Source organism: Butyricicoccus sp. AM27-36, assembly GCF_003480945.1.
GTDB lineage: Bacteria > Bacillota > Clostridia > Oscillospirales > Butyricicoccaceae > Agathobaculum > Agathobaculum butyriciproducens.
This window is the reverse complement of the sequence record NZ_QUJR01000019.1, coordinates 314-11248: the sequence shown is the minus strand read 5'-3', so window position 1 is coordinate 11248 and position 10935 is coordinate 314. Positions and strand designations below refer to the sequence as shown.

General features: G+C 54.7%; 11 protein-coding genes and 1 rRNA gene. 4 read left to right on the top strand and 8 right to left on the bottom strand.

Annotated elements, in window-relative coordinates:
• Positions 1 to 422 precede the first annotated feature (422 nt).
• The 3 genes from DW724_RS14925 to DW724_RS14920 are packed head-to-tail and all read left to right on the top strand — an operon-like array spanning position 423 to position 1750.
• On the top strand, positions 423 to 983 hold the full coding sequence (locus DW724_RS14925) for an NAD(P)H-dependent oxidoreductase (protein WP_118762012.1): 561 nt from the start codon (positions 423 to 425) through the stop codon (positions 981 to 983).
• Positions 980 to 1153 (top strand): DUF6472 family protein, encoded by a 174-nt coding sequence (locus DW724_RS15845; RefSeq protein ID WP_165815537.1) that lies wholly within the window; start codon positions 980 to 982, stop codon positions 1151 to 1153. Before DW724_RS14925 ends, DW724_RS15845 begins: the two co-directional genes overlap by 4 nt.
• A 15-nt stretch (positions 1154 to 1168) precedes the next feature.
• The gene (locus tag DW724_RS14920; RefSeq protein WP_118762011.1) at positions 1169 to 1750 is read left to right on the top strand and encodes a sugar O-acetyltransferase; all 582 of its coding nucleotides are present in this window, start codon (positions 1169 to 1171) and stop codon (positions 1748 to 1750) included.
• Between the two features lie 145 nt (positions 1751 to 1895).
• Here the strand turns inward: DW724_RS14920 and DW724_RS14915 are convergent, their stop codons facing one another.
• From DW724_RS14915 to DW724_RS14900, 4 genes are read right to left on the bottom strand one after another with little or no spacing between them, the layout of a single operon-like run.
• Positions 1896 to 2522 (bottom strand): hypothetical protein, encoded by a 627-nt coding sequence (locus DW724_RS14915; protein ID WP_118762010.1) that lies wholly within the window; start codon positions 2520 to 2522, stop codon positions 1896 to 1898.
• Positions 2523 to 2575: 53 nt separating this feature from the next.
• Positions 2576 to 3643, bottom strand: a complete 1068-nt coding sequence (locus tag DW724_RS14910; RefSeq protein ID WP_118762009.1) for an alginate O-acetyltransferase AlgX-related protein — start codon at positions 3641 to 3643, stop codon at positions 2576 to 2578.
• A gap of 8 nt (positions 3644 to 3651) precedes the next feature.
• Positions 3652 to 5028: an MBOAT family O-acyltransferase gene (locus DW724_RS14905; protein WP_118762008.1), complete on the bottom strand. Its 1377-nt coding sequence runs from the start codon at positions 5026 to 5028 to the stop codon at positions 3652 to 3654.
• Between the two features lie 38 nt (positions 5029 to 5066).
• Positions 5067 to 5978, bottom strand: a complete 912-nt coding sequence (locus tag DW724_RS14900; protein ID WP_118762007.1) for a DMT family transporter — start codon at positions 5976 to 5978, stop codon at positions 5067 to 5069.
• A gap of 135 nt (positions 5979 to 6113) precedes the next feature.
• Between DW724_RS14900 and DW724_RS15700 the strand changes: the two genes are divergently transcribed.
• The gene (locus tag DW724_RS15700) at positions 6114 to 6284 is read left to right on the top strand and encodes a hypothetical protein (protein WP_158578383.1); all 171 of its coding nucleotides are present in this window, start codon (positions 6114 to 6116) and stop codon (positions 6282 to 6284) included.
• Between the two features lie 601 nt (positions 6285 to 6885).
• Here DW724_RS15700 and DW724_RS14895 read toward each other — a convergent pair.
• From DW724_RS14895 to rrf, 4 genes are all read right to left on the bottom strand, one after another.
• Positions 6886 to 8070 carry a pyridoxal phosphate-dependent aminotransferase gene (locus DW724_RS14895; RefSeq protein WP_118762006.1) on the bottom strand — a complete coding sequence of 395 codons (1185 nt, stop codon included), beginning with the start codon at positions 8068 to 8070 and terminating at the stop codon, positions 6886 to 6888.
• Positions 8071 to 8335: 265 nt separating this feature from the next.
• On the bottom strand, positions 8336 to 9040 hold the full coding sequence (locus tag DW724_RS14890) for a hypothetical protein (protein WP_118762005.1): 705 nt from the start codon (positions 9038 to 9040) through the stop codon (positions 8336 to 8338).
• Positions 9033 to 10556 (bottom strand): DUF1538 domain-containing protein, encoded by a 1524-nt coding sequence (locus DW724_RS14885; RefSeq protein ID WP_118762004.1) that lies wholly within the window; start codon positions 10554 to 10556, stop codon positions 9033 to 9035. The genes DW724_RS14890 and DW724_RS14885 overlap by 8 nt, the downstream gene beginning before the upstream one ends.
• A gap of 126 nt (positions 10557 to 10682) precedes the next feature.
• Positions 10683 to 10799: ribosomal RNA gene (rrf, locus tag DW724_RS14880) — 5S ribosomal RNA — on the bottom strand.
• Positions 10800 to 10935: the final 136 nt, after the last annotated feature.

The following is a 10935-nucleotide window of genomic DNA, read 5'->3' as shown; positions in this document are numbered from 1 at the left end:
GCCGAGGTTACCAAGGCACATGTTGCGAAGTACTGGGCTGAATAATCAGTAGTTAGTAATTAAAGATTAGCGATAACCTTCCGAAAGGGCAGACCATTGGTCTGCCCTTTCGTTTTATCTCTGCATGTCGTTTGATACAGGTGTGCAGTGCACTGCTCTATAAAAAGCTTACCGTATGATAGTGTATGTTGATATACAGATTATTACATATATACAACCTGTTACCCACACTAACATACGCTAACATACACTAATCTATTTGTTATATCTTTACCGTAGGGGCGAACATTGTTCGCCCGCAGCGCGACCGGAGCACCCCAGGGTAAACGATTCATCCTCACAATAATTTCTAATTACTAATTCCTAATTCCTCATTTTTCTGCTATACTATATAGTTAGGAACAAGAAGAAGGAAGGATACCATGACACTCTACATCAACGCCTGTCCGCGGGCAGAGTCGCGGACGGCACGGCTGGCGCGCGCCTATCTCGCGCGCATAAGCGATGTCACTGAGCTGAACATATACGATCAGCCGCTCGTCCCGCTCGACCGTAAACGGCTTGCTCACCGCGAATCGCTCATTGCCGACGGCAAATGGCACGACCCGATGTTCGATTATGCCCACCAGTTTGCCGATGCCGACGATATCATCATTGCCGCTCCCTACTGGGATCTGGGCTTTCCGGCACAGCTGAAAACCTACATTGAGAACATTTATGTCACCGGTATTGTCAGCGCCTACAACGACCACGGGCAGCCGTGCGGCCTGTGCCGCGCCCGCAGTCTGACCTACATCACCACCGCAGGCGGCGCGTACGACCCGCGGTTCAGCTTCGATTATCTGACCGCTATGGCCAAAGAATACTTCGGTATCCGCGAGACCCGACTCATCTATGCGGAGTGTCTCGATATCTGCGGCAACGACCCCGAGGCTATTCTGCAATCCGCAATCGACCAAATTGAAAGGAGCGATGACCGATGACCGGAACCTGTGACGACTGCGCCTACAACGTCTACGATGATGAAATGGATGAATATGTATGCGAAGCCTATCTGGATGAGGACGAATTTTACCGTCTGATGCAGACCGGCAAAAGCTGTCCGTACTACCGCTCCGGCGATGATTATGAACTGGTACGCCACCAGAATTAAGGAGGAACCCTGACGATGACCGAACTTGAAAAAGCCGCTTCCGGCCTGCTGTACGACGCCAACAGCGACCCTGCGCTGCTCGAAGCGCGTGCGCAGACCAGCGACCTGTGCATGGATTACAATACACTCCGCTCCTCCCAGAAGGAGGAGAAAAACGCCCTTCTGCATACCATTTTAGGCGCCTGTGCACCCGATATTGTCATTGATCCGCCGTTTTTTGTCGATTACGGCAGCCATACGCGTGTCGGCCGTGCATTTTATGCAAACCACAACCTTGTGATCCTGGACGCGGCACCGGTCACCATCGGTGACCATGTGTTCATCGGCCCGAACTGCTGTATCTCGACCGCAGGCCATCCGTTCGATGTTGCACAGCGCAACGCCGGACTGGAATATGCCAAGCCGGTCACCATCGGCAATAACGTCTGGATTGGCATGGGCGTGCAGATTTGTCCGGGCGTCACCATCGGTGATAACGCTGTCATCGGTGCAGGCAGCGTTGTGACAGAGGATGTACCGGCAGGTATGCTTGCCATCGGCGTGCCGTGCAAGGCTGTAAAGCAGGTAGCGAATAAACCGCAGAGACGCATTCTCTGATAAATCCGTAATTGGGAATTTTATCCTCTTCAGGGGCAGACCATTGGTCTGCCCTTTCATTTTACCTCTGCAGAACGCGAACAAGGGAGGCCATCGGCCTCCCCTGCGAAACATAAAACCATATCGTCAATTACTAACTGCTAATTTATTGAACCGCTTCGACAGTCTCCGAACCGCCCTCTTTATAGGTATAAACGGTAAACCCGTCATACGTCCAGATGCCGTCCTCGCCTTCGCCCATGCAGCTCGGCGAATAGCTCTTGGATGTCGGTGCGCCGAGTGCGCTCTCGAGTGCGGATGCGGACGAGCCGACGTACCCGCTCGCCTGAGAGGCAGTCGGCTTCGCCGGTTCTGCGGGTTTGGTCTCAGCCGGAGCGCTTGCCGCAGGCTTGCTCTGTGCCGGCTTGCTTGCCGGAGCAGATGCCGCCGGTTTGCTCGTCGAGGCAGACGGCTTGCTCGTGCCCGCTGAACCAGACGGCTTTGCGGTCGTAGTGTTCGTACTGCTGGTTACCGGCTTGGTTTCGGTCGTTTTATCCTCGGTTTTGCTGTCGGTCGAGGTCTTATCGTCAGTCTTAGTCTCGGTCTTTGCGCCTTCGGTCTTGGTCTCGTCGGATTTCTCCTCGGTCTTCGCTTCGTCCTTCTTATCCTCGGTTTTGCCGGTCTGGACGGTCTGGCTCTCGTCCTTGGTATCATCCTGTGCGGTGTTGCCGCCGCACGCAGCAAGACCAAAGCAGAGCGTTAGTGCCAGCAGCATGGCTGTCAGCTTTTTCATAAAATTTCCTCCATATTATTGTTTATTTCTCCTGCGGATACTGATTAGACGGATTACGGTTCGGTTTTGTTCCCCAAATCCGGTGAATATTTTAGTATATTCGGCAGATTTCGCTCGACAATCTCGATGATGACCGTATCGCCCTCCTGCACCTGCTCCAGCGGATACGGCATCTGCCGGATGATGATCGCCTCACGAAAATCCTCTGCAAGAAACGGATGCAGTGCATTGCCGAACGAATCGCGGCACAGCAGCAGACGGCCGTTCGGCGCATTCTCCTGTGTGGTCTGCATGAGGATATCCTCGTCCGAGCGCGGCGGGTTCACATACGCAAACGAGGTCCGATACACCTGAGTTTCCTCCTTTTGCGTGCCCTTCGGGTACAGCATTTGGTAAAGATCGCCGCTGTGACTCCGCTCGGTCGTATATTCCTCATCCGTAAATTCCGTATGCGGCAGACCGAGCGTGCTCATCAGGTAATCGTGCGCAAGCGCGGCGCCGCGATTCGTCCAGTGCGAGTCAGTCTTGTAGTACAGCACGTTCGCGTGTGCGCGGAACACGGAGAACAGGTCGGCGTAGTTCACGCCCTCCTGCTCGAGATACGGCAGCACGCGCTCATAGTTGCCGTCCGCGTCCTCGGTCAGATAACGCGCAGGCATGTGCTCCGGATAAAGCGAGCTTTTATTCGGCGCAATCGTGAACAGAAAGCGTGCGCCGCGACTCTCGCAATAGTCCTGCATGGATTTTACGGTCTGCGCCAGCTGCTGCGCCTCACTCTCGGTCAGCGTTGCGTGATTCTGATAATCATCGAGCGTTTTCGCGTAGTACAGCCAGCCGTCCGTGCCGTAAATGACGTCCTCGGCAGGCGAGGTGCACAGCAGCCCGGTCTGCAGCGCGGCATTCGCGGTGACAAGCTCCTGCCGGAAGCCGAAATGGTCGGCAACATAATCTGTCAGACCGCCGAGAAAGTCCTCGTTCCAGCCGGTCTGTGCGTTCCACAGGCTCGGCTTGGGCGTGAGATGCTCATTGCCTGCCGCCTGCTGCTCGGGCAGCACGAGCATACCCGCTGCCGGAATCAGGCACAGCGACAAAAACGCCGCTGTAAACCATTTATATTTCATATTTCACCTCAAAATCGGAAGTAAATGAACGGATTAAACGAGCCTGCCGCAAGGTACATCATACACAGCAGCAGCAAAGCCAGAGAGCCGATGAACGTCACGTTCTCGCGTTTCGGTGTGTGTTCGCGGGCCACAGGCGTGCACAGGAGCAGCGCAAGACACAGCGTCAGTGCAAACGCAGGCGTAAATTTTGCCCAGACAGCCGCCGTGCCCAGCCAGTGCAGACCAATGCCGGAGAACATCGCGGCATACATGGCACCTGCCTGTGCCAGCGTGTCCGCACGAAACAGCGTAAAGCCGAGCACGACCACGAGCAGCGTGTACAGCTGTCCGATTCGTTTTCCCTTGAGCTTGTCTACCGGAATCGCACCGCAGTCCTCAAGCACGGAAAACAAGCCGTGCCACAGTCCCCAGAGGACGAACGTCCAGCTTGCACCGTGCCACAGTCCGGTTGCGAAAAATACGAGAAAACGGTTGAGCCACGTCCGCGCATTCCCTTTTCGGTTGCCGCCGAGCGGAATATACAGATAGTCGCGGAACCAGCCGGACAACGAAATGTGCCAGCGGCGCCAGAACTCCTTGATGGTGGTCGCGGTGTACGGATAATTGAAGTTTTCGCGGAAATGGAAGCCGAACATGCGTCCGAGACCGATGGCCATATCGCTGTAGCCGGAAAAATCGAAGTAGATCTGCAGCGTGTAGCAGATGGCACCCGTCCATCCGGCCAGCATGCCGATCTCTCCGACAGGCAGCGCGAACACCGTGTCCGCCATCTGACCGAGCGCGTTCGACAGCAGCAGCTTTTTGCTCAGACCGCAGATAAACCGGCGGATGCCGAGTGCGGTCTCCTGCGGAGTGGTGCGGCGGCTGTCGATTTCCTGCTCGATGTCGTGGTATTTGACGATCGGTCCGGCAATCAACTGCGGGAAAAACGCGATGTACAGCAGCACCTTCTTGAACGAGTGAGAGACCGTTTGCGGCTCACGGTACACGTCAATAACGTAGCTTAACCCTTGGAAGGTGAAGAACGAGATGCCGATGGGCAGCGCAATGCCGGTCAGCGGCAGACTCAGCCCGCACAGTGCGTTCACTGTGCGGATAGCAAAATCCGCGTACTTGAACACGGCGAGCAGCCCTATTCCGCCGAGGACAGCAAGCGTGACGCCGAGTTTGGCGTACTTTCCTGCGGCCAGCCGTCCGCAAACGTAGTTAAGCGCCACTGAGAGCAGCAGCAGCGGCAGGTAATACACCTGTCCGAACGAGTAGAACACCAGACTTGCGAGGAGCAGCCAGGTGTTTTTCGCATCCACGTTCGACAGCCTGCGATCGAGCAGAAACACGATCGGCACAAAGAAAAACAACGAAATTGCAGAACTAAATACCATAGATTAACCCTTTATGCACCGCAATTCCGTCTGCGGTGTTACTTTTTTGTCGATGTCGAATTGGCAACGGCAATACCTCCGCTGACCAGCACGAGCGCCGCCAGATTGCGTGCGGTGAAGATATTCTCGCCGAGCACGAGCGCGGAGAACAGCGTGCCGAACACCGGAATCAGGAAGCCGAACAGGCTGACCTTTCCGACCGGAAATTTACCCAAAAGCGCCGTCCAGATGGTAAACGCTGCCGCAGACAGCGCGATCATGTAGCCGAGCAGCAGCACGCCGCCGAGCGTCACCCGACCGAGTGCGCCTCCTCCCATCGTGCCGACACCCAGCAGAAAACAGCCGCCGATGAGCAGCTGCCATCCGGTCAGCAGCATGGGATCACGGCCGGGCGTGTAAATGCGCGAAACAAGCGCGCCCGCGCCCGCCGATACCGCGCTCAGCAGCACCAGACCGTCACCGGTGAGGTTGAAGCCGTTCAGTCCGCCCAGTCCAAGCGCGAGCACGCCCGCAAAGCCGCAGATGCAGCCAAGCGTTTTCCGTCGGTTGAGCTTGTCATTCGGCAGCAGGCAATGCGCCAGCAGCAGCGCGAAAAACGTCTGCGTGCCGGAGAGCACCGAGCCTTTGGTGCCGGTCGTGCCGCTCAGACCGATGTAGTAGCACACATACTGCAGCATGCTCTGAAACAGGCTGATCGACAGAATCGGCTTGATTTCGTCCCGTTTGGGCACGATTCGGTGCCCTTTCAGCCGGGTCACGAGCAGCACAAGAATTCCCGCCAGCGCAAACCGCCAGCCGGCGAATACAAGCTGCGAAAACGGCGCGTCAGTCGAAACAGCGAACAGCTCGTACCCGCGCTTGACGCACGGCGCCGCACTGCCCCAGAGCGCGGTGCATAAAACCGCCGGTAAATATAATTGACGTAACAGACTGCGTTTTTGTTCCCCCATTTTGATACTCCCAGACAAAATTTTTATGATTGCTGCTATCAGTATACCATACTTCCCTGCTCTCCTGCAAGAAAGGGAGTTTTATCGGACTTTCTCTGTGGTACACTGTCCTCAGTAAAAAAGAGAGGTGAAGCCATGATCTACACTTGCGACACCAAATGCTGCCACTTTATCTTCTTCGGCAGCGCTGAAACCCGCGTCTGTCCGGATTGCGGCAAACACAGCATCCGGCCGTCCACGCTCGAGGAACGCGCCGCGTTCTTCCGCCGCCAGACCGAGTTCGCGCAGGAGCATCCGACCGGATAAGGCAATACCGCATAATTGAACAAGAGCGATTTACGAGCAAATTTTGCGTACTGATTAGGCGCGGTTTTGCGGTAATACTTTGTGTATTACCGTAAAGCCGGAACGACATCAGGACACAAAATTTCCGTAAAGCGCCGCAGCTTTAATTGTGCGGTGTTGCCTTCATCAAAAGAAAAACCCTTCCGAATGTTGTCCTCGGAAGGGTTTCACTTACTGTCTTCAGTTGTCATGTGCGGTTACGGCTCCTCGTGTGATGTTTTTTTAATCAGACGATTACTTGCCGCGACGGTTGGTACGGTTCATGCTCTTAGCGTTGATGTGTTCGCCTTCCAGTTCTACCATACGAGCGTTTACCAGTCCATTAAAGAAACTTCTCATACCCATAATCTTTGCACTCCTTTTCAGTGATTCAGGTGATTGTATTTTTGAGATCCTTTCCTGATCTCTGGTATTATAATACACTTTCCCTGAAAAGAATACAAGAGCAAGATTTTATGAATATCTCACAACACAAGCGCTACTATTTTGTATAGATTGCACATCTACGCTTGGCATCTTGTACATAATTAACCGAAACTACTTGTGAACTTTACATAATAAATCAGTGATACTCCTTCGCCAGTCGCTCAAACAGCGGCAGCGCACGCTCGATGGTCTCGGTTTTCACACAGTAAGAAATTCGCATATGACCGGGGGCACCGAAATCCGCACCCGGAACGACCAACAGGTCATATTTCTTTGCGCGTTCACTGAAGGCGCGGTCGTCTGCCTCGAGCGTCTGCGGGAACAGATAAAACGCGCCGTCCGGCTTGACACAGCGATACCCCATCGAGGTCAGACCGTTAAAGAGCAGGTCGCGGTTGGTCTGGTAGACCGCAATATCGCTGGTCTGGTCGGCACAGCGTGCCGCCACGCGCTGGAACATACTCGGCGCACAAACATAACCGAGTGCGCGGCCTGCACCGCAGACAGCGGCATACAGCTCTCTGCTGTCGGCGGCTGCCGGTGGCACGAGCACATAGCCGATACGCTCACCCGGCAGCGACAGCGACTTGGAGTACGAGTAGCAGATAATGGTATCGTCGTAGAAATGCGGCACGAACGGCACCTGCACGCCATCATATACGATCTCACGATACGGCTCGTCCGAAATGAGGTAAATCGGGTGACCGTATTCCTTCTCCTTATCGCGCAGTATGTCGGCAAGGCGCTTGATGGTCTGCTCGGAGTACACTGCACCGGACGGATTGTTCGGCGAGTTAACAACGACCGCCTTGGTGTGCTCATTCAGGCACTGTTCGAGAGCACCGAAGTCAATCTGAAAATCCGCGATAGACGGCGGCACAATGACGCACTTGGCACCGGCACCGCTTTCGATGAACATTTTATATTCCGGGAAATACGGCGCAAACACAATAATCTCGTCACCCTCGCAGACGATCGCCTTGAACGCACAAGAGAGTGCGGCTGCCGCGCCTGCAGTCAGGTACAGGCTATCGCCGGTGTAATCTGTGCCGAAACGCTTGTTAAGGCTGTCCGCCAGTGCGCCTCGCACATCTGCGGCACCCTGTGCCGAGGTATAGCCGTGCAGTGCAACCGGATCACCTGCCGCCTCGACGTAAATCGCCTGACGAACCGCCTCCGGGGCGGGTACGTTCGGGTTGCCGATCGAGAAATCGAATACGTTCTCGCGGCCAACGATCGCCGCACGGCTGTTCCCGTACTCGAACAGCTCGCGGATCGTCGAACGGCGGCTGCCTAAATCCATCATGTGCTCATTTATCATGGTTATCTACTCCTGTCAGGGGGGCTCCCTGTGAAAATTACTGCCCTCATTATATCATACTATTTTATCAGAGTGAAGATGGAAATTGGAAATTGAAGGGTGCGTTCCTCTCTTTTATGTTACAAGAGAGCACGCTGTGCTCCCCTGCGGGATGAATTGTGCAGAGCGGGATGGTTCCCGCCGTTTCCTGCCAAATAACACAATAAAAAACGGAGAACAGAAAGCAAACGTCAGACGTTCATTTTCCATTCTCCATTCTCCATTCTCAATCTGCCAGTCCGATGGCTGCCGAAAGCGGCATCGACAGCACAATACCGTGGCTGCGGGTCTTCATCCCGACCGCCTGCATCAGCGCCGTCATAACCTGCTGTTTCTCGTCGCTTCGCACCACGAGGAACACGATTTCCTTTTCGGCCTGAATTTCGATACCGAAAAACCGCTTGACCTCATTTTCCGCAATGCCGCGTGCGGAAATGACCGTGCCGCCGCGCGCACCGGCCTTTCGCGCCGCATCCATCGCCACGTTGGTATAGCCGCGCTCCATCACAACTGCTACAACGTCAAAACCGTCGTTCTTCTCTGTCTCGTGCATCCTGCTGACCTCCTTTTGCTCCTCGTCTGCAGCGGTCAGCAGCTTATGCCACCGCAGACCAATGCCTGTAATCGGAATGGTAAACGCGATTCCGCGTCCGAGATATCGCATTTCCAGCTCGCGTCCGAGCCTTTTGAGCAGGCGAACGCCGGTCTGACGGCTGACCACGCACATCACAATGGCCTTTGCCGTTTCACCGATACCGAGCAGGTCGAGCATTTCCGTGCGCGCCGTGCCGTGTGCCATGCACACAAAGTCCACCGGCGCCTGTTCCTCACGATAGATACGCAGCACCTTTTCGCCCTGCTCCACGTCAACAACGGCCGCCACGACCTCTACCGCGCTCTGCACCGTCATCTGCGGTCGGTTTTCACTCATGCTCTGCTCCCTCCAAAACGATGATGCTGTCCTCATCCTCTGCGGAAACATCGGACGCATCCTCGCTGTTCTGTTTCTTTTTATAGCTGAGACCCAGCACCTGAATGGTAAGCAGCGGGGTCATGGCTACCATAGCTACAATACCGAAGGCATCAGTCATCACGTTGCCGCCGAGTGCTTCACACGCGCCCATGGCAAACGGCAGCAGAAATGTGGTCGTCATCGGACCGGACGCAACGCCGCCCGAGTCAAATGCAATGCCGGTGAAAATTTTCGGCACGCAGAAGGTCAGTCCCAGTGCGGCAAGATAACCCGGCACCAGTATATAATAGATTGAAATGCCTGTCAATACGCGCAGCATAGCCATGCCGACCGAGCAGGCCACGCCGATGGACAGGCTGAGCATCATCGCTCTCTGCGAGATGCCGCCGTTTGTGATGGACTCGACCTGTCGATTGAGCACATGCACGGCCGGCTCCGCAGTTACCAGAAAATAGCCGATAAGCATGCCGAGCGGCACCAGCACCCATTCACGTCCGCTCAGCGCCAGCTGCTGTCCAAGATAATGTCCCACGGGCATAAATCCGACGTTTACACCGGTCAAAAACAGCGACAATCCGGTAAATGTGTACACAAAGCCCACGCCGATCTTGCGCAGCTGCATGGCATGGAATCTGCGGAAAATCAGCTGAAATACCGCGCAGAACAGGATGATTGGCACCAGCGCGGACAAAACCTCGTGTATGTACGCGGGCAGCTCCACCACAAATGTGTGTGCTGCCTGACGGGTGTCCTCCACATCCGGCACAGTCACTGCCGTGTAGCCTGCACCGTTTGTCGGATAGAAAATGCCAAGCAGCAGCACCGCCAGTACCGGCCCGATGCTGCACAGCGCAACCAGACCAAAGCTGTCCTCCTGTGCGCCGCTATCGCCTCGGATGGAGGCTAAACCAACACCGAGCGCCATGATGAACGGTACGGTGACCGGTCCGGTGGTCACGCCGCCCGAGTCAAACGCCACAGAAACGAACTCGTTCGGCACGAAAACCGACAGGATAAACACCACCGCATAAAACACAATGAGCAGCAGCGACAGACGAATCTTGAACAGCGTACGCAGCATAGCCAGCACGAAAAACAGACCGACGCCGACCGCGACCGTCCAGATCAGCACATTGTTTGGAATGGACGGCACCTGACCGGCCAGAACCTGCAGATCCGGCTCCGCGATCGTGATGAGTATGCCGATGATGAGCGTAATGAGTATCACAATGAACAGATTTTTCGTGCGCGGCAGTTGTGCGCCGATACCCTCGCCCATAGGTGTCATAGATACGTCCGTGCCGAGTGAAAACAATGCCATGCCGACGATAAGCAGCGCCGCACCGGTCAAAAACAGCACCATTGTGCCGACCGGCATCGGTGTGATCGTCACGCTGAGCAGCAGCACGATGATCGTGATCGGCAGGACAGACGACACCGACTCGCTGATTTTTTCTTTCAGAATTTTATTCATTCTCGACCCCCTGCTTGCGATAAAATACCAATTTAGGCTATTATATCATATAAGGAGAGGTGAATTCCAGTGAACAGGGAATTCTTAACGAAAACAAAACACCGACTCTTTCGAGTCGGTGTTCGGTGTGCGCGATGAGTTATCTTCCCAGGCCGTCGCCAGCCAAGTATTGTCACCGTAAACGAGCTTAACTACTGTGTTCGGAATGGGAACAGGTGTACCCTCGTCACAATAATCACGCACTTACTTTCTTGTGAACAAGAAAGTAAGTAAAGAAAACTTTACCTGCGCTTACGCGCTCTTGTTCAAAAGAAACCTTATTTAGAAACATATTACTATGTTTGCTACTTTGTTATACCGTCAGCACTGTTATAAAAGA

What these genes read in the sequence shown, in the direction of transcription:
- DW724_RS14925 (WP_118762012.1), top strand. Translation starts at nt 423, where the DNA reads ATGACACTCTACATCAACGCCTGTCCGCGGGCAGAGTCGCGGACGGCA.
- DW724_RS15845 (WP_165815537.1), top strand. Translation starts at nt 980, where the DNA reads ATGACCGGAACCTGTGACGACTGCGCCTACAACGTCTACGATGATGAA.
- DW724_RS14920 (WP_118762011.1), top strand. Translation starts at nt 1,169, where the DNA reads ATGACCGAACTTGAAAAAGCCGCTTCCGGCCTGCTGTACGACGCCAAC.
- DW724_RS14915 (WP_118762010.1), bottom strand. Translation starts at nt 2,522, where the DNA reads ATGAAAAAGCTGACAGCCATGCTGCTGGCACTAACGCTCTGCTTTGGT.
- DW724_RS14910 (WP_118762009.1), bottom strand. Translation starts at nt 3,643, where the DNA reads ATGAAATATAAATGGTTTACAGCGGCGTTTTTGTCGCTGTGCCTGATT.
- DW724_RS14905 (WP_118762008.1), bottom strand. Translation starts at nt 5,028, where the DNA reads ATGGTATTTAGTTCTGCAATTTCGTTGTTTTTCTTTGTGCCGATCGTG.
- DW724_RS14900 (WP_118762007.1), bottom strand. Translation starts at nt 5,978, where the DNA reads ATGGGGGAACAAAAACGCAGTCTGTTACGTCAATTATATTTACCGGCG.
- DW724_RS15700 (WP_158578383.1), top strand. Translation starts at nt 6,114, where the DNA reads ATGATCTACACTTGCGACACCAAATGCTGCCACTTTATCTTCTTCGGC.
- DW724_RS14895 (WP_118762006.1), bottom strand. Translation starts at nt 8,070, where the DNA reads ATGATAAATGAGCACATGATGGATTTAGGCAGCCGCCGTTCGACGATC.
- DW724_RS14890 (WP_118762005.1), bottom strand. Translation starts at nt 9,040, where the DNA reads ATGAGTGAAAACCGACCGCAGATGACGGTGCAGAGCGCGGTAGAGGTC.
- DW724_RS14885 (WP_118762004.1), bottom strand. Translation starts at nt 10,556, where the DNA reads ATGAATAAAATTCTGAAAGAAAAAATCAGCGAGTCGGTGTCGTCTGTC.